The 17,218-nt window shown below is 71.4% G+C and carries 14 protein-coding genes and 1 pseudogene; 5 read left to right on the forward strand and 10 right to left on the reverse strand.

Going from position 1 to position 17,218, the window contains the following annotated elements:
- Positions 1-15: 15 nt before the first annotated feature.
- The 4 genes from ACFHWU_RS12170 to ACFHWU_RS12185 are packed head-to-tail and all read right to left on the reverse strand — an operon-like array spanning position 16 to position 3,981.
- Positions 16-912: a S1C family serine protease gene (locus ACFHWU_RS12170; protein ID WP_416568601.1), complete on the reverse strand. Its 897-nt coding sequence runs from the start codon at positions 910-912 to the stop codon at positions 16-18.
- Between the two features lie 59 nt (positions 913-971).
- Positions 972-1,934: a VWA domain-containing protein gene (locus tag ACFHWU_RS12175; protein WP_416553729.1), complete on the reverse strand. Its 963-nt coding sequence runs from the start codon at positions 1,932-1,934 to the stop codon at positions 972-974.
- Positions 1,934-2,938, reverse strand: a complete 1,005-nt coding sequence (locus tag ACFHWU_RS12180; protein ID WP_416553727.1) for a DUF58 domain-containing protein — start codon at positions 2,936-2,938, stop codon at positions 1,934-1,936. The genes ACFHWU_RS12175 and ACFHWU_RS12180 overlap by 1 nt, the downstream gene beginning before the upstream one ends.
- Positions 2,935-3,981, reverse strand: coding sequence for an AAA family ATPase (locus ACFHWU_RS12185; RefSeq protein ID WP_416553725.1), 1,047 nt, complete (start codon positions 3,979-3,981; stop codon positions 2,935-2,937). The genes ACFHWU_RS12180 and ACFHWU_RS12185 overlap by 4 nt, the downstream gene beginning before the upstream one ends.
- 314 nt (positions 3,982-4,295) lie before the next feature.
- On the opposite strand from ACFHWU_RS12185, the pseudogene ACFHWU_RS12190 reads away from it, so the two are divergent.
- A pseudogene (locus tag ACFHWU_RS12190) lies at positions 4,296-5,194 on the forward strand (endonuclease/exonuclease/phosphatase family protein).
- A gap of 71 nt (positions 5,195-5,265) precedes the next feature.
- On the opposite strand, the gene cimA reads toward ACFHWU_RS12190, so the two are convergent.
- Positions 5,266-6,870, reverse strand: coding sequence for a citramalate synthase (cimA, locus tag ACFHWU_RS12195; protein ID WP_416553723.1), 1,605 nt, complete (start codon positions 6,868-6,870; stop codon positions 5,266-5,268).
- A gap of 336 nt (positions 6,871-7,206) precedes the next feature.
- Between cimA and ACFHWU_RS12200 the strand changes: the two genes are divergently transcribed.
- Positions 7,207-7,668, forward strand: a complete 462-nt coding sequence (locus ACFHWU_RS12200) for a PRC-barrel domain containing protein (protein WP_416553721.1) — start codon at positions 7,207-7,209, stop codon at positions 7,666-7,668.
- 98 nt (positions 7,669-7,766) lie between these two features.
- Positions 7,767-8,507 (forward strand): tyrosine-protein phosphatase, encoded by a 741-nt coding sequence (locus ACFHWU_RS12205; protein ID WP_416553719.1) that lies wholly within the window; start codon positions 7,767-7,769, stop codon positions 8,505-8,507.
- A gap of 60 nt (positions 8,508-8,567) precedes the next feature.
- Here the strand turns inward: ACFHWU_RS12205 and ACFHWU_RS12210 are convergent, their stop codons facing one another.
- Positions 8,568-9,665, reverse strand: coding sequence for a branched-chain amino acid aminotransferase (locus ACFHWU_RS12210; RefSeq protein WP_416590591.1), 1,098 nt, complete (start codon positions 9,663-9,665; stop codon positions 8,568-8,570).
- A gap of 343 nt (positions 9,666-10,008) precedes the next feature.
- A complete protein-coding gene (locus ACFHWU_RS12215) occupies positions 10,009-11,040 on the reverse strand; it encodes a 3-isopropylmalate dehydrogenase (RefSeq protein ID WP_416590629.1) in 1,032 nt (343 codons plus the stop codon).
- 265 nt (positions 11,041-11,305) lie between these two features.
- On the opposite strand from ACFHWU_RS12215, the gene ACFHWU_RS12220 reads away from it, so the two are divergent.
- Together ACFHWU_RS12220 and ACFHWU_RS12225 are read left to right on the forward strand one after the other, a co-directional pair.
- Positions 11,306-12,232, forward strand: coding sequence for an FAD:protein FMN transferase (locus tag ACFHWU_RS12220; protein WP_416553715.1), 927 nt, complete (start codon positions 11,306-11,308; stop codon positions 12,230-12,232).
- A 246-nt stretch (positions 12,233-12,478) separates the two neighbouring features.
- Positions 12,479-12,847: a hypothetical protein gene (locus ACFHWU_RS12225; protein ID WP_416553713.1), complete on the forward strand. Its 369-nt coding sequence runs from the start codon at positions 12,479-12,481 to the stop codon at positions 12,845-12,847.
- 63 nt (positions 12,848-12,910) lie between these two features.
- Here ACFHWU_RS12225 and serA read toward each other — a convergent pair whose 3' ends face one another.
- From serA to ilvC, 3 genes are all read right to left on the reverse strand, one after another.
- A complete protein-coding gene (serA, locus tag ACFHWU_RS12230; RefSeq protein ID WP_416590592.1) occupies positions 12,911-14,509 on the reverse strand; it encodes a phosphoglycerate dehydrogenase in 1,599 nt (532 codons plus the stop codon).
- Positions 14,510-14,735: 226 nt separating this feature from the next.
- Complete coding sequence (gene mpgS / locus ACFHWU_RS12235; protein ID WP_416553709.1) at positions 14,736-15,971, reverse strand: mannosyl-3-phosphoglycerate synthase; 1,236 nt, start codon at positions 15,969-15,971, stop codon at positions 14,736-14,738.
- 177 nt (positions 15,972-16,148) lie between these two features.
- Positions 16,149-17,162 (reverse strand): ketol-acid reductoisomerase, encoded by a 1,014-nt coding sequence (gene ilvC / locus ACFHWU_RS12240; protein ID WP_416553707.1) that lies wholly within the window; start codon positions 17,160-17,162, stop codon positions 16,149-16,151.
- Between the last annotated feature and the right edge of the window lie 56 nt (positions 17,163-17,218).

The raw sequence follows: 17,218 nt of genomic DNA on the forward strand, positions 1-17,218 counted from the left end.
CCACCTGGGCGGTGGTCAGCCGCCCCGCCGGATGATCTCGTCGGCCGTCTGCTCGGCCCGGTGGATCGGGATGGCGAAGCCGATGCCGATCGACCCGACACCCTCCAACGTGGCGATGGCGGTGTTCACCCCGATCACCTCGCCGTCGACGTTGACCAGCGGCCCGCCCGAGTTGCCGGGGTTGATCGACGCGTCGGTCTGCACTGCGGTCTGCCGCCCGCCGTTACCGAGCATCACCTCACGGTCCAGGGCGCTGACGATCCCGGCGGTGACCGTGCCGGACAGGCCGAGCGGGGAGCCGACCGCCAGGACCGACTCTCCGACCTGGGTGGCGCCGGGCTGGGCCAGGGCCAGCGGACGCAGCCCGGCGGTCGACGGCACCCGCAGCACCGCGATGTCGCTGCCCGGATCCCGGCCGACCACCTCGGCGACGATCCGCCGACCGTCCTGGGCGACGACGCTGACCTGGTGGCCGTTGAGCGGGGTCCCCGGTTCGCTGTCGCCGTCCAGGATGTGGTCGTTGGTGATGATGTGATGCTGGTCGTCGATCGCGAAGCCGGACCCACCGGAGATCATGCTGCCCCGTTCGACCTGGACCGACACCACGCCGGGCAGCACCTTGGCCGCCGCCGCCACCAGGTCCGGCGACACCCCGGGGGTGACCGACGGCGACGGCAGCGCCGCCGGCTGTCCCGCGTCGCCGCCCCAGCCGGCGACCACCGCGCCGGCCAGCCCGCCGGACGCCGCCGACAGGGCGAGCACCGCGGCGGCGGTGAGCAGCCGGCGACGCCACCGTCGCGGCGGGGGCGGTGCCGGCGGTACGGCGGAACCGTCCAGCCCCGGCCAACGGTCCGCGTCCGGCGAGACGAACCACGGGCCACGCGGCTCGCCCAGCCCGGTAGGCACAGTCATCGGGCTCCTCCTTTACCGGTCCAGGTCGGGTGGCGCGGGGTAGGTCCGGGTGGCGCGGGTCAGGGCAGCCGGGAGAACCACAACAGCGAGGTCCCGGCGGCAGCCACGGCGAGCAGTAGCCCGAATCCGATGAACCGGGCCGAGACGTCGGCCAGCTCCAGCCGGTAGCCGACCGAGGTGCCGATGTCGGCGTACACGGCACTCAACTGCTTGCTGCTGGCCGCCTCGTGGTAGGCACCGCCGGTCAACTCGGCCACCGCTTCGAGATTCTCGCCGTCCACCGGCACCCGCAGCGGCCGGCCGCCGCCGTAGTCGATGTAGCCGGCGGCGGTCCCGACCGAGATGGTGTCGATCGGGATCCCGGCCTCCACCGCCTCGGCCGCCGCCGACTCCGGCGACCGCCCGGAGGTGTTCGCCCCGTCGGACAGCAGCACGATCCGGGCCGGTGGGACCTCCTCGGCGGCCTGCGCGTCCAGCGACCGGATCGCCTCCAACGACGTCTTGATCGCCTCGCCGATGGCGGTGCCCTGGGCCCCGGTGATCCCCTCGGCGAGCCGGTCGATGCCGGCGCCCAGCGCCTCTCGGTCGGTGCCCGGCCCGACCAGCACCGAGGCGTTGCCAGCGAACGCCACCAGGCCGACGTTGAACTGCGCCGGCAGGTCGTCGACGAACTCGTGTGCCGACCGTTTGGCCGCGCTGAGCCGGTCCGGTCGTACGTCGTTGGCCAGCATCGAGGTGGAAACATCCACCGCCACCATCACCGTGGCCCGCTCCCGGGGCACCCGGACCTCGTCCATCGGCCGGGCGAACCCGGCCACCAGCAGCGCCAGCATCGCCAGGAACAGGCCGGCCGGCAGATGCCGACGCCAGGCTGGACGCTGCGGTGCCACCCGGTCCAGCAGCCGCAGGTTGGTGAACCGGACCGCGTACCGGGCACCGCGCCGTTGCATCAGCAGGTAACCGCCGGCCAGCGCGAGAACCGCGGCGAGCAGCCACAGCCGCTCCGGGGACTGCCAGGTCATCAGAGTCCTCCTGCCGGTACCGGGGCGGAACGGGCCGGTGGGCAGCCGGCCAGTTGCCGTTGGCGGTGCACGTGCCGGACGATGTCGGCCACCCAGTCCCGGTCGGTGCGCAGCGCCAGATGGGCCGCGCCGGCCCGGCGGATCGCCCCGGCCACCTGGCAACGCTGTTCGGCGGCGGCCTCGGCGTACCGGCGCCGCAGGTCCTGGCTGGCGGTGCTGATCTCCCGGCGGCGGCCGGTCTCCGGGTCCTCGACGGTGATCACCCCGACGTCGGGCAGGTCGAGTTCCCGGGGGTCGGTCACCTCGATCGCCAGCGCCTGATGCCCGGCGGCGAGCCGGCGCAGCGGCCGTTCCCAGTCCGGCCGGCCGGCCGGGTCATCCGGCAGTCCGTCGAGGAAGTCGGAGACCACCACCGTCAACCCGCGCCGGGTGGCCGCCCGCCGGATCCCGTCGATCCCGTCGGCCAGCGGCGGCGGCGCGTCCCGGCCGGACCCGCCAGCCGGTACCCGGGGCGCCGCGAGCAGCGCACGGAGCAGATGCAGCAGATGGTCCCGGCCGGTCCGGGCCGGAAACCGGCGAACGCCGTCCGCCCCGATCAACTGCGCCCCGACCGCGTTGCCGGTGCCGGCGGTCAGGAAGCCGACCGCGGCGACCGCCGCCACCGCCAGTTCCCGCTTCTCCAGCTCGCCGGTGCCGAAGTCCATGCTGGCCGTCCCGTCGACCAGCAGCCAGCAGGTCAGCTCCCGGTCGGCGTCGACCTCGCGGACGTGCGGCACGGTGGTCCGGGCGGTGACCGCCCAGTCCATCCGGCGTACCTCGTCCTCACCGGGCCGGTACTCCCGGCTGCCGGCGGGTTCGCTGCCGGCGCCGGGCAGCAGACCCAGGTGCTGACCGTGCAGCAGGCCGTCGAGCCGCCGGATGACGGTCAGCTCCAGCCGGCGCAGCGTCTCCGGTGGGGTGAGCTCCGGCAGGGTGGCCGGGCCGAGCGGGCCGTCGCCGGTCACGCGACAGCCGCCAGTCCGGGTCGCTGGTCGTGGGCCGGCGCGATCCGCGGCGGCGGGACCACCTGGATCAGCCGGCGGACGATCGACCCGGCGTCGACGCCGTCCGCGACCGCGTCGAAGGAGAGCACCAGCCGGTGGGCGAGCACGTCGGTGGCGAGTTCCCGGACGTCCTCGGGCAGCACGTAGTCGCGGCCGCGCAGCAACGCCAAGCCCCGGGCAGCGGCGACCAGGCCGAGGGTGGCGCGCGGGCTGGCACCGTACGCCAGCAGCCCGGTCAGCTCCGGCAGCCCGAACAGTTGCGGGCGGCGGGTGGCCAGCACCAGCCGGACGATGTACTCGGCGAGCGCGTGGTGGACGAACACCTCCCGGGCCTGCTGCTGCATGGCGCACAGGGTGGTCGCGTCCAGCACCTGGCGGGGCTGCGGGCGGTCCACCCCCATCCGGTAGAGGATGCCGAGCTCCTCCTCGTCGGTCGGGTAGTCGACCACGACCTTCATCAGGAACCGGTCCCGTTGCGCCTCCGGAAGCTGGTAGACCCCCTCGGACTCAATCGGGTTCTGGGTGGCCAGCACCAGGAACGGGTCCGGCACCGGGTAGCTGCGGCCGCCGATCGAGACCTGCCGCTCGGCCATCGCCTCGAGCAGCGCCGACTGCACCTTGGCCGGCGCCCGGTTGATCTCGTCGGCGAGCACCAGGTTGGCCATCACCGGTCCGAGCTCGATGTCGAACGACTCGGTCGACGCCCGGTAGATCCGGGTACCGACGATGTCGGACGGCACCAGATCGGGGGTGAACTGGATCCGGGAGAAGCTGCCGCCGACGGCGACCGCGAGGGTCTGCGCCGCGAGGGTCTTGGCGATCCCCGGTACGCCCTCCAGCAGACAGTGTCCGTTGGCGAGCAACGCGGTGAGCAGCCGCTCGACCAGCCGATCCTGCCCTACGATCACCCGTTTGACCTCGAACAGCGCCTGCTCCAGCGCGGCCGCGGCCGGAGCGGCGTCGGCTGGCTGTTCCGTACTGACTTGTGGCTCGGTCGTCGTCATCGCACCGTCCTTGACGCTGGTCGCCAATCGCCGGTCGGCCCCGACGGTGCGGGGCCACTGCGGCGCCGGCCGAGGGGTGCCCCGTATCGGGCCGTTCTAACGCCGGGATCCGCCGCCGACCGGATGATTGACCGGCCGGGGTGGTACCACCGACACCGAACCGGGGTGACAGGTCCGACATCGGACACACCGGATACCGTTTCGGCGTGACCGCGCCGCAGACCAGCCCCACCCCGCAACCCCCGGCCAGCCCCCGGCGTCGCCCGGGCGGTTGGCTGGTGTGGCCGCTGGTGCTGCCGGGGCTGCTCTGGGCGATGCTGCGGCTGGCCGGCTGGGAGTACGGCCCGCTGGTGCAGCTGCTCGCGTTCACCCCGTACGTGGCGGCGTGGACGGTTGTCCCGCTGGCGGTGGCGGTCTGGTCCCGGCGGTGGTGGGCCAGCGGCGCCGCGCTGCTGGCGGTGCTGCTGCTCGCCGTCGCGGTGCTGCCCCGGGCGGTGCCGGACGGCGGCCGGACCGCGAGCGCCACCGACGGGTTCACGGTCCGGGTCGCCACGGCGAACCTGCTGGCCGGGGCGGCGGACCTGACGGTGCTGATGGAGTTGCTGCGCCGGGAGCGGTGGACGTGCTGGCAATGCAGGAGTTCACTCCGGCGGCCGAGGCCGAGCTGGACCGGCTCGGCGTCGGCGACCTGTTGCCGTACCGCCGGACCGATCCGGAGGTGGGGACCACCGGATCGGCGGTCTACGCGCGCTGGCCGGTCACCGACGACGGGGTACGGCGTAACATGGGCGGCTTCGCTCAGTCGTACGGCACGGTCCGCCCGCCGGGCAGCGGGCCGGTGCGGGTCGAGTCGGCGCACCCGATGGCGCCGTTCGCGCTGCACACCCTGTCGTCGTGGCGGGCCGACCTGGCCGGGCAGCCCCGCCCCGACCCGCAGGGCCCGCCGCGAATCCTCGCCGGCGACTTCAACGCCACCCTGGACCACGCGGCGCTGCGCCGGCTGATCGCGGCCGGCTACGTCGACGCCGCCGACGCGACCGGCGACGGGCTGGTCGGCACCTGGGGGCCGTACAGCGGTAGCCCGATCCCGCCGGTGACGCTGGACCGGGTGCTGGTGGACGACCGGATCGGGGTGCGGTCGGTGACCGTGCACCGGGTGCCCGGCAGCGACCACCGGATGGTCGTCGCCGGGCTGGTGCTGCCGGCCACCTGACCCGCACCGCCTGCCCGGGGCCAGGGCGGGTCACCGGTGGCCCCGGGCCGGGCCGGGCAGGTCAGGTCAGGTCAGACGCCGATGGTGGTCCGGCCGCGGGCCAGCCCGTAGGTGAGCGCGTCGACCAGGGCGTGCCAGCTGGCCTCGACCACGTTCTCGTGCACCCCGACGGTGGTCCAGTCCCGGGCGTTGCCGTCGACCGTCTCCACCAGCACCCGGGTGATCGCCCCGGTGCCCTGGCTGCCTTCCAGGATCCGCACCTTGTAGTCGGCCAATCGGAAGTCGGCCAGGTCCGGGTAGTGGCTGCGCAGCGCCACCCGCAACGCCTCGTCGAGGGCGTTGACCGGGCCGTTGCCCTCGGCGGTGGCGATCACCCGCTCGCCGCGTACCCGGACCTTGACGGTGGCCTCGGAGACCACCGCGCCGTCCTCGCGGTGCTCCACCAGCACCCGGTAGGACTCCAGAGCGAACGGCCGGGTGGTGACGGCACCGGTGTCGGCCGCCAACTCGGAGCGGACCAGCAGCTCGAACGAGGCGTCGGCGGCTTCGAAGGACCAGCCGCCGGCCTCCAGCTCCTTGACCCGCTTGGTGACCCGGGACAGCGCGTCCGGATGGCCGGCCAGGTCGACACCGAGTTCACGGCTCTTCAACTCGATGCTGGCCCGGCCGGCCATCTCGGTCACCAGGATCCGCATGTCGTTGCCGACGACCGACGGGTCGACGTGGTTGTACAGCAACGGATCCACTTTGATCGCACTCGCGTGCAGCCCCGCCTTGTGGGCGAAGGCGGCGGCCCCGACGTAGGCCTGGTGGGTGTCGGGGGCGATGTTGGCGATCTCGGCGATGGCGTGCGAGACGCGCACCATCTGTTCCAGGCAGCCGTCCGGTAGGACCGGCAGCCCGAGCTTGAGTTGCAGGTTGGCGACGACGGCGAACAGGTCGGCGTTGCCGGGGCGTTCGCCGTACCCGTTGGCGGTGCCTTGGAAGTGCTGGACGCCGGCCTCGACGGCGGCGATGGTGTTGGCCACCGCGCAGGAGGTGTCGTTCTGGCAGTGGATGCCGAGCCGGTCGGCGTCCAGCCCGGTCCGGTCGACCAGGTCGGCGATCGCCGCGCCGATCTGCGACGGCAGCATCCCGCCGTTGGTGTCGCACATCACCACGACCTCGGCGCCGGCGGCCGCCGCCGCGCTGACCACCGAGGCGGTGTACGCCGGGTCGTGCCGGAAGCCGTCGAAGAAGTGCTCGCAGTCGAGGAAGACCCGCCGGCCCTCGGCGACGAAGTGCGCGACCGTGTCGGTGACCATCGCCAGGTTCTCCGCGCCGGTGGTGCGCAGCGCCCGCTCGACGTGCCGGATGTCGGACTTGGCGACCAGGCAGACCGCTGGCGTCTCGGCGTCCAGCAGGGCCCGGACCTGCGGGTCGTCGGCGACCTTGACGCCGGCCTTGCGGGTGGCACCGAACGCGACGAGTACGGCGTGCCGCAGGTCGAGTTCGGTGCGGGCTCTGCGGAAGAACTCGGTGTCCTTCGGCATCGCACCGGGCCAGCCGCCCTCGATGAAGCCGACGCCGAAGTCGTCGAGCAGCCGTGCGACGGCGAGTTTGTCGACCACCGAGTAGCTGATGCCCTCACGCTGCGCACCGTCGCGCAGAGTCGTGTCATAGACCTGGAAAGTCATCTCGATCCTTTCGACGGACGTCCCGCACCACCCGCTGCTCGCGCCGGGCCATCCTCACCCGCTCGTCCGCCGACCTCGTACGGCCAACAAAAAGACCCCCCGCGGATGCGGGAGGTCTGCGCGCTCGGCGGACGGTTGCCGGGGCGCGCTAGCTGCCAATAATGAGTACGAGGTAAGTCACGCAGGGTACTTTGCCACCGACTGCACCCGGACCGGTAGTCGAATCCACATCGCGGGACAGTAGGACCGTCCGAGGTCAGGTGTACCGATCGAGCGCCATGGGTATTCCTGGGATGACGACGCAGTCAGTTCCGCCGAGCGAAGGAGTGACCTCCGATGGACAGGCTCGATCCGCAACACACCGCGCTGACGGGGCCGGCCGGTGGCCAGGGTGACGTCGTGGGCGGCACCCCGGCCGGCACGTTCGACCCGTGGCGCTACCGCGACGACGCGGGGATCGACGGCGCCAACCTGGCCGGCTACCACGTCGAGGCGACCGACGGCGGCATCGGCAAAATCGACTCCGCCACCGAAGAAGTGGACGGCAGCCATCTGGTGGTCGACACCGGGCCGTGGATCTTCGGCCGGAAGGTGATGCTGCCGGCCGGGGTGGTCAACCGCGTCGACCACGACGCGCAGAAGGTCTACGTCGACCGCGACAAGGGTCAGATCAAGGACGCCCCCGAGTACGACGGGACCAGTGCGACGGATCCGGCGTACCGCGACAAGCTGAGCGCCTACTACGGCGGTGCCACCGGCACCCCGGTCCCGCCAATGGCACCGGGCCGGATCATCTGACCCGGTGACGACCCACCCGGTGCGGGTGGCCGGTGCCACGTGGCGCCGGCCACCCGCACCGTTTACCGGTGTCGGCCCGGCTGGCTACCGTAGAACTCATGACTGCCGCCGCCACCCGCTCGCTGGCCTTCGCGACCATGTTCAACTTCCGCGACATCGGGGGCTACCCGGGGCTCGACGGGCGTACCGTCCGCTGGCAGCGGATCTACCGGGCCGACTCGCCGCACCGGCTCGACGCCGACGACGCGGCGGCGTTCGACGCGCTCGGCGTACGGACCGTGATCGACCTGCGCCGGCCGCACGAGGTGCAGACGTACGGACGGATCCCGCCGGCGGACGGCTTCGAGTACCACAACATCCATCTGCGGCACCAGGACTGGGGCGAGATCCCCTACCAGCCGGAGCAGGGTGCCGCCCGCTACCTGACCGACCGCTACCACGATCTGACCGAGCAGGCCGCGGACGGTTTCGTCGCGGCGATCTCACTGCTGGCCGAGGCGCGGACCGCACCGGCGGTGGTGCACTGCATGGCCGGCAAGGACCGCACCGGGCTGGTCTGCGCGATGACGCTGTCCCTGCTCGGAGTCCGGGACTCGGTGATCGCCGAGGACTACGCGTTGAGCAACGCCGGCAGCGAACGGCTGCTCGCCTGGCTGCGCACCCAGGCCGGCAACGACCATCTGGTGCCGGTGCCGTTCTTCTCCTGCCCGGCCGAGGCGATGCAGACGTTCCTCACCGAGCTGCGGCAGCGGCACGGCTCGGTCGAGGGTTACCTGCGCACCGCCGGGCTGTCCGCAGACCGGATCACCGAGCTGCGCGCCCATCTGTTGACGCAGTGACCTGGGCCGAGTCGACGCGGTGACCCGGGCCGGGCCCGGGTTACCGCGTCACGGCACTGGTCAGAACACCCGGTGCACCCAGCCGTCCGGGTCGGCGCCCCGGCCCCGCTGCAGGTCCACCAGGCTCTGCCGCAGCGCCATGGTGACCTCCCCGGGCCCACCGTCGGCGACGGTGAACTCGCCGTCGGCCGAGCGGACCCGACCGATCGGTGTGATCACCGCGGCGGTGCCGCAGGCGAACGCCTCACGCAGTCGGCCGCTGGCCGCGTCGGCCTGCCACTGGGCCAGGCTGAGAGGCTGTTCCACGACCTGGTGACCGGCCCGCCGGGCCAGGGTGATCACCGACTCGCGGGTGATGCCCGGCAGGATCGCGCCGGTCAGCGGCGGGGTGACCAACGAACCGTCGTCGTAGACGAAGAAGACGTTCATACCGCCGAGTTCGTCGACGTACTGCCGGTGCACCGCGTCGAGGAAGACCACCTGGTCGCAGCCGTGCTCGATCGCCTCCGCCTGGGCCACCAGTGAGGCGGCGTAGTTACCCCCGCACTTCGCGGCTCCGGTGCCACCCGGCGCGGCCCGGGTGTAGACCGACGACGCCCAGACCGTCACCGGTTTGACCCCACCGGAGAAGTAGGAGCCGACTGGTGAGGCGATCACCGCGTAGAGGTACTCGCGGGCCGGCCGGACACCGAGGAAGACCTCACTGGCGAACATGAACGGTCGCAGGTAGAGGCTGCCGTCGTCGCCGGCCGGAATCCACTGTCGATCGATTGTGATCAGGTGCCGCAACGAGTTGAGGAAGACCTGCTCCGGCAGGGCTGGCATGGCCATCCGGGCACCGGAGGCAATGAACCTCGCCGCGTTGGCGTCCGGCCGGAACAGGGTCACTCCCCCATCCGCCGCGTGATAGGCCTTCAGTCCTTCGAAGATCTCCTGGGCGTAGTGCAGCACCGCGGTCGCCGGATCCATCGGGATGGGCGCCCGTGGCTCCACCCGGGCGTCGTACCAGCCCTTGCCCTCGGCGTACCGGACGGTGACCATGTGGTCGGTGAAGATCTGACCGAACCCGGGATTGGCCAGCAGCGCGGCGCGTTCCGCGTCGGCTACCGGGTGTGGATTCGGACGGATCTCGAATTCGAGTTTGTCACCGCCGATCATCGGGCTGACCTCCATGGCGAGAAAGCGACGAAGCTGTGTGTCATGCAACTTACCCCGAACGTTCGTTCAGCGGGAACCGGCGCGGCGGCCGATAAGTCCGCCACCTGGTGATTGGCCGTCGGCAGGGGTACCCACGCCGAAGGTACGGTCGGTACGGCACCGGAGACGGAATCGAGCTGCGCAGCTTTGCGTAGTCAACGGTGCCGAACCGGACTGACCGCTTGGCGGTGACGGGCGCGGACCTGATCCGTCCGACACCCGTGGCGTGGGCGGACGCCGGTCGGCGCGCGGTGCGGCCCCGGCAAGGGTCGACCGGCGCGGTACGCGGGTCGATCGGTTGGGCTCAGCCCACGGCGTGGGCGGCCAGCCGGTCGCCGATCTCGGCGGTACGCAGCGCGGCTCCCGGAGCGCGGGAGGCCAGCTCGGCTGCGACCGCCCTGGCTACTCGCTCGGCCGACTCCGGGTGGCCGAGGTGGTCCAGCAGCAGCGACGCGGAGAGCACGGCGGCCACCGGGTCCGCGACGCCCTTGCCAGCGATGTCCGGCGCGGAGCCGTGTACCGGTTCGAACATCGACGGGTAGCGGCGTTCCGGGTTGATGCAGCCGCTGGCCGCCAGCCCGATGCCGCCGGTAACCGCAGCGGCGATGTCGGTCAGGATGTCACCGAACAAATTGTCGGTGACCACCACGTCGTACCGCTGGGGCTGGGTGACCATGAACATGGCCGCGGCGTCGACGTGCTGGTACTCGGTCTCGATGTCCGGGAAGTCGGCCTTGACGGCGGCGAAGGTCCGCGACCACAGCGACCCGGCGTGGGTCAGCACGTTGGTCTTGTGCACCAGGGTGACCTTGCGCCGCTCCCGGCGGGCAGCGCGGGTGAAGGCGTCCCGGATCACCCGCTCCACCCCGTGCCGGGTGTTGAGGCTCTCCTCGGTGGCGACCTCGGCGGGGGTGTCGCGGTGCATCGTGCCACCGGCGCCGGTGTAGAGGCCCTCGGTGCCCTCGCGGACCACGACGAAGTCGATCTCGCCCGGCTTGACGCCGCCGAGCGGACTCGCCGTGCCGGGCCAGAGCCGGGACGGCCGCAGGTTGACGTACTGGTCGAAGGCGAACCGCAGCTTGAGCAGCAGGCCGCGCTCCAGCACCCCGGGCGGGACGCTGGGGTCACCGACCGCGCCGAGCAGGATGGCGTCGTGTTCGGCGAGTTCGTCCAGCACCGAGTCGGGCAGCACCTCGCTGGTGCGGTGGTAGCGGGCGGCACCGAGGTCGTACTCGGTCGCCTCGACGCCGGGCAGCACCGCGTCGATGACCTTCCGGGCCTGCGCGGTCACCTCGGATCCGATGCCGTCGCCGGCCACGACCGCGATCCGCGCCATCGCCACGTCAACTCCCTCGTCTGCTCCGTCGACCGCCTAGCGAACGTTAAGCGATCATCCCGGAAATCGGTACGTCGGTCCCAGAATACGGACTCACCCGCTGGAACCCGGGACCGGCTTACCCGCTGGAACACGGGTGGCGGCCAGCTGGCCGCGGCGCCCCGCGCCGCCCAGGAAGCACACAGCCGGGCTTAACACCATACTTACCTCAAACGGCTACTGTAGGTGAAGATCGGATCCGGGCACCGGCGGAGGAGGATCGACGATGCTGGCGTACCGCGCCGCCCAGCCGGAACCGCCCGATCTGCGGATCGGTCCGACGCCGGGAGCCGGCACCCCGACCGGGTCGTCCGGCACCGCCGCGTCGCCGGCCGACGACAGCCGCCCGGCCGGCCAGCTGGTCGCCCGGCACACCGTCGCCACGTCCACCACCGACTACCAGCTCGTTCTGGTAGGCAGCGAACGGATCGGCCGGCGTGGGCTGAGCGAGGCGATCGGCGACGCGGTCGCGGAGCTGCGGGCGATCGACGTGACGTACAGTCCGCTGCGGCCGAACAGCCTGGTCTCGCTGCTGCGCCGGGGTGAGGTCGCGGCCGAGGTCTACCCGCCGCTGGCCGACATCGTGCACCGGTGCGAGGCGATGCGGGTGGCCACCGAGGGCTGGTTCGACCCGTGGGCGGTGCCCGGTGGGTTCGACCCGGCCGGCATGATCAAGGGCTGGGCCATCGAGCGGGCCGCTGGTCGGTTGCGCGCCGCCGGGATCACCGACTACGCCGTGGTCAGCGGTGGTGATCTGGTGGCACGCGGACGCGCCCCGCACGGCGGACCGTGGCGGATCGCCCTGCAGCAGCCGCTGCCCGCAGACACCGGCGACGGCCCAGCCGGCACCACGCCGGGCAGCCAGCCGACCACCGTGACCATGATGGACGGAGCGATCGGGACCAGTGGACTGACCGTCGGCAGCCGAAAGGTCGTCAACCCGCACACCGGGGCCGTAGTGGAGCGGGACAGCGCCGCCATGGTGCTCGGCGCGGACCTCGCGGTGGCCGACGGCTACGCGACCGCGCTGTTCGCCGCCGGGCCCGCCGGCCGCGACTGGTTTCCTACAGTGGACGGCTACCACGTGCTGAATCTGGTCGGCGGAAGAAGGTCGGCCCCTGGCGCGGCCCACCCCCGTGATCTCGGCAAATGACCACGGGAGCGGGCCGGCGACACGTGCGCTCAGCTCGCGCACCGGGGGTGCAGTCACCCGAGAGACCACGGCCCGGCCGGAACGTCACCCGAAGACGCGACCGGCGCCGGAGCAACTCCTGAGCAACCGCACCGCCACGCTATCGATTCCGCACAACCGGGCGCAAGGTTCCAATTCCTCTGACATTGCTTGTCGGCCACGGCACTGGGTGGAACGATCCCCCTGATGGATGGCACGCTGTGCGGCGTGACATTCGATCTAGTCGTATGGGCGTTGGACGATCAGTCCACCTCGGCGGACGTACACGCCGCACACGAACTGTGCCGGCAGGGTGAGCACGCCGACGGTGCGACCGACCGCCGGATCACGTCCTTCCACGCCGCGCTGACCGCCAGCTACCCGGATCAAGGTGCCGCCTCCACCACAGAAGACTGCCCCTGGGCAAAGGTCCCATTACATACCGCAACCGACCACGTCGAGATGAACCTGCGTCAGACCTGCGCCGACGAGGTGCTGCTCACCATCGAACGGCTGGCTCAGGAACACAATCTGCTGCTGCTCGATCCGCAGGACGGCTCGGTCTATCCGCCGCCGGCCAGCGCGTCGACCCGCTGAGCGGGCGGCGGTTCGGGGACGCGGGTCCCCGAACCGCCGAAGCCGGACGACACGTCCGGCAGGTCACTCCTCGCGCAGATCCACCGCGCTGGCCGCGGTCGCCCCGATCGAGCTGGCGGCATTGTGCAGCGACTCCGCGCCGACAGCGGAGTCGACGGTGAGGGTCATCAGCGCCTCGCCACCGACGGACCGCCGGGCCACCTGCATGGCGGCGATGTTGACACTGGACTCACCGAGGATCGAGCCGATGGTCCCGACCACGCCCGGCCGGTCGGCGTACCGGAAGAAGAGCAGGATGCCCTCGGCGGACAGCTCGAGGTCGAAGCCGTCGACCTCAGTCAGCCGGACCACGTCCCGGCCGGCGGACTGCACCACGGTGCCGGAGACACTTGCCGTACCGCCGTCGGGCAGCACGCCCCGGACGGTGACCAGGTTGGGCTGGTCGGCGGTGTCCGGGTGAGTGACCAGCTCCACCTCGACGCCCCGGTCGGCGGCCAGGTGCGGCGCGTTGACGTAGGTGACCTGTTCCTCGACCACCGAGCTGAACAGCCCCTTGGTCGCGGCCAGCTTGAGCACCGACACCTCGTTGCCGACGACCTCGCCGCGTACCTCGACGGTGACGCTGGCCGCGACCACCCCGGCCACCGCGGTGAACACCTTGCCCAGCTTCTCGGCCAGCGGCAGCAGCGGCCGGACGTCCTCGGCGACCACCCCGCCGGCCTGCACATTCACCGCGTCGGGGACGAATTCGCCCTGCAGCGCGAGCTTGACGCTGCGGGCCACCGCCAGACCCGCCTTGTCCTGCGCCTCGGCGGTAGAGGCGCCCAGGTGCGGGGTGGCGACCACGTTGTCGAAGGCGAACAGCGGCGAGGAGGTGCACGGCTCCTTCGCGTACACGTCGACGCCGGCACCACCGACCCGGCCCTCGGCCAACGCGTCGGCCAGCGCCTGCTCGTCGACGAGGCCGCCCCGGGCGGCGTTGACGATCCGGACCCCGGGCTTGACGATCGCCAGCTCCTTTTCGCCGATCAGGCCGAGCGTCTCCGGGGTCTTCGGCAGGTGGATCGAGATGAAGTCGCTCTCCCGGAGCAGCTCCTCCAGTCCGACCAGGCGAACCCCGAGCTGGGCCGCGCGGGCCGGCTGGATGTACGGGTCGTACGCAATCAGCCGGGTACCGAACGCGGCGATCCGCTGCGCGAACAGCACGCCGATGCGGCCGAGCCCGACCACGCCGACGGTCTTGCCCTGCAGCTCCACGCCGGTGTACTTGGACCGCTTCCACTCGCCGGCCTTGAGCGCGGCGCTGGCGCTGGCGGTGTTGCGGGCCACCGCGAGCAGCAGGGCGATCGCCTGCTCGGCCGCGGAGACGATGTTGGAGGTGGGTGCGTTCACCACCATGACGCCTCGGGCGGTGGCGGCCGGTACCTCGACGTTGTCCAGGCCGACACCGGCGCGGGCGACCACCTTCAGCTGGGGCGCGGCGGCCAACGCCTCGGCGTCGATCTGGGTGGCGCTGCGCACGATCACCGCGTGGGCGTCGGCGAGCGCGGCGAGCAGGGCGGGACGGTCCGTGCCGTCGACGTGGCGGACATCGAAGTCATGAGCGAGTACGTCGATTGCGGCGGGCGCGAGCTCTTCAGCGATCAGTACGACAGGATTCATTGGTCCTCAAAGTCGTCCGGGACGGGTATCTGCGGCGGTGGGGCGCCGCTCTGCGCCCTACGCTCCCCCGCCCGGGTGTCGCGCCGGCACGGAGGCGGCCTACCCGCGATCGTAGGCGCAGCCGTGGACGGCGCGGCTCGGGGCCGGGGGTGAGGGCCCTCACAAATCAGACCTAACACCCGCCCCGGCCAACCGACGCCGTACTCCGACTGCCGCCGCCGGACCGTCAGCCGGCCGGTGCCGGACTGACCGGATGACGGGGGATCCGGCTACGGACGATGCCGCCGTCACCGATCTGCCGGAACGTGCCGGCCTCCGCCTCCAGGGTGTCGTAGAGCAGGTCGAAGGCGAGCGAACCGACCGGCGGATAGACCCGTTCGCGGGGCGGCTCGGCCCCCGGCGACAACGCCCCCTGGTCGATCATGAACTCGAGGATCGCCTCGCGGACCGCCGGCAGGCACACCGGGGAGTGGTACAGCACGTTGAGCGCCTGCATCCGCATGCCCTGGACGTGCTCCTCGCCCTTGTTGTCGTGGAAGTGCGGATTGCGGGTCTCCACCTGCAGCACCGGCACCGAATGCGCCATCACCTCGGGGCTGTCGGTGTCCAGGATGCCGCCGAAGCGCTCGAACAGGTCGACGTACTCGTACGGCTCGACCGCGAAACCGCCGGCCAGCCGCAGCCGCAGGCCGAGGTCGAGGCTGAGAGCGTGTTCGCCGGCGTTGCCGGTGGCGATCACCTCGGTGCCGAAGCCGGAGTACTCGGCGATCAGCCGGTTCAGGAACCCGTTGGTGATCTCCGAACTGCGGCCCCGGCGACTGAAGAACAGTCGGCCGTCGCGCAGCTTGGGCTTGGAGTGCCAGGAGATCCGGACCATCGGATACGGGCTGTCGGCCAGGTGCAGGCCAGCGGCGTACACCTTGCAGTATTCGTGGACCGCGCCGGGGACGTAGTTGTCGGCGTCCACGTAGCCGACATACCGGCGCCCGGTGAGCGCGGCGACCGCCATGCCGATCAGCATGGCCTCACCCTTGCCGGTACGGATCAACCCGCTCTCGTCGATCAACTCCGGCATGCCAGCGGCTTTCATCGCCGCGGCCAGCCCTGGATCCCGTTGATGCACGGTGATCGCCGGTCGGTCCGCCGACCGGCAGAACTGCTCGACGGTATGGGCCTCGATTTCATAACGGTCCACCGGCTGCCGGCCGCTGTTCGAGACAAGCACGATCAGACAGTCGTGCGGAATACCAGAGAGCACTCCTTCAATCACCCTGCGTGTTTCATTCATGCAGGGTATGACCACCACCATGTCCCGCTCGACGGCCCGGATATCCTCCTGGGAGACCAGCCCACGGCCCCGGTCACCGGCGACATCCCCCGAGTCCAGCTCGATGACACGCTGAAGCTCATGGATGCGAACGGCCCCGAAGCGCTCCGTGCGGTGCGATTGCTCCAGACGCATGCGGGGCACATTACCCGAGGCGGCCATTAACTACCTGTAACCGTAGGTCAATTATCGGCGCCGGAAACCTGGTACCCGAAACCGACCCCAACCCGCAATCTTTCGGTAACGAAACCCGCCCCGAGATAGGCACAGAGCCCACCACTGATCACTGTCGGTGATGGGCTCTGTCCGGCGTCAGGCGGTCTCGGTGATCGGCCGGTCGACCCAGCTCATCATGCCGCGCAGCTTCCGCCCGGTCTCCTCGATCGGGTGCGCGGCGCCCTCGGCCCGCCACTTGGCGAAGTTCGGCCGGCCCGCGTCATCCTCGGCGATCCACTCCCGGGCGAACTCCCCGGACTGCACCTCGGCGAGGATCTTGCGCATCTCCTCCTTGACCCGGGCGTCGACCACCCGTGGGCCACGGGAGTAGTCGCCGTACTCGGCGGTGTCCGACACGCTGTAGCGCATCCGGGCGATGCCACCCTCGTACATCAGGTCCACGATCAGCTTGAGCTCGTGCAGGCACTCGAAGTAGGCGATCTCCGGCGCGTAGCCGGCTTCGGTCAGCACCTCGAACCCGGTCTGCACCAGCGCCGACGCGCCACCGCAGAGCACCGCCTGCTCACCGAACAGGTCGGTCTCGGTCTCCTCCTTGAAGGTGGTCTTGATCACGCCGGCCCGGGTGCCGCCGATCGCCTTGGCGTACGCCAGGGCGAGGCCGAAGCCACCACCGCTGGCGTCCTGCTCGACCGCGACCAGGCAGGGCACGCCCTTGCCGTCGACGTACTGCCGACGGACCAGGTGCCCGGGGCCCTTCGGCGCCACCATCGCCACGTCCACGTCGGCCGGCGGGGTGATGAACCCGTACCGGATGTTCAGCCCGTGGCCGAAGAAGAGCGCCTTGCCGGCGGTCAGGTTCGGCGCGATCGCCTCGGCGTAGAGCGAGCGCTGCGCGGTGTCCGGGGCCAGCACCATGATCACGTCGGCCCACGCCGACGCCTCGGCCGGACCGAGCACCCGCAGCCCCTGCTCCTGTGCCTTGGCCCGGCTCTTGGAACCCTCCGGCAGGCCGATCACGACGTCGACACCCGAGTCGCGCAGCGACAACGCGTGGGCGTGGCCCTGGCTGCCGTACCCCAGCACGGCGACCTTGCGCCCCTGGATGACGGCCAGGTCGGCGTCGTCGTCGTAGAACACCTCAGCGGTCATGACTTCCCTCTCGTGTGCCCGGCCACGGTGGCCGGCTTCTCCTCGGGCGGCAGCTG

This window comes from Micromonospora sp. LOL_015 (genome assembly GCF_048060275.1).
Classification (GTDB): domain Bacteria; phylum Actinomycetota; class Actinomycetes; order Mycobacteriales; family Micromonosporaceae; genus Micromonospora_E.

Coding starts and splice junctions, on each gene's coding strand:
- cimA (WP_416553723.1), bottom strand. CDS start 6,870: ATGACTTTCCAGGTCTATGACACGACTCTGCGCGACGGTGCGCAGCGT.
- ACFHWU_RS12205 (WP_416553719.1), top strand. CDS start 7,767: ATGACTGCCGCCGCCACCCGCTCGCTGGCCTTCGCGACCATGTTCAAC.
- ACFHWU_RS12220 (WP_416553715.1), top strand. CDS start 11,306: ATGCTGGCGTACCGCGCCGCCCAGCCGGAACCGCCCGATCTGCGGATC.
- ilvC (WP_416553707.1), bottom strand. CDS start 17,162: ATGACCGCTGAGGTGTTCTACGACGACGACGCCGACCTGGCCGTCATC.
- ACFHWU_RS12200 (WP_416553721.1), top strand. CDS start 7,207: ATGGACAGGCTCGATCCGCAACACACCGCGCTGACGGGGCCGGCCGGT.
- mpgS (WP_416553709.1), bottom strand. CDS start 15,971: ATGCGTCTGGAGCAATCGCACCGCACGGAGCGCTTCGGGGCCGTTCGC.
- ACFHWU_RS12175 (WP_416553729.1), bottom strand. CDS start 1,934: ATGACCTGGCAGTCCCCGGAGCGGCTGTGGCTGCTCGCCGCGGTTCTC.
- ACFHWU_RS12210 (WP_416590591.1), bottom strand. CDS start 9,665: ATGATCGGCGGTGACAAACTCGAATTCGAGATCCGTCCGAATCCACAC.
- ACFHWU_RS12215 (WP_416590629.1), bottom strand. CDS start 11,040: ATGGCGCGGATCGCGGTCGTGGCCGGCGACGGCATCGGATCCGAGGTG.
- ACFHWU_RS12170 (WP_416568601.1), bottom strand. CDS start 912: ATGACTGTGCCTACCGGGCTGGGCGAGCCGCGTGGCCCGTGGTTCGTC.
- ACFHWU_RS12185 (WP_416553725.1), bottom strand. CDS start 3,981: ATGACGACGACCGAGCCACAAGTCAGTACGGAACAGCCAGCCGACGCC.
- serA (WP_416590592.1), bottom strand. CDS start 14,509: ATGAATCCTGTCGTACTGATCGCTGAAGAGCTCGCGCCCGCCGCAATC.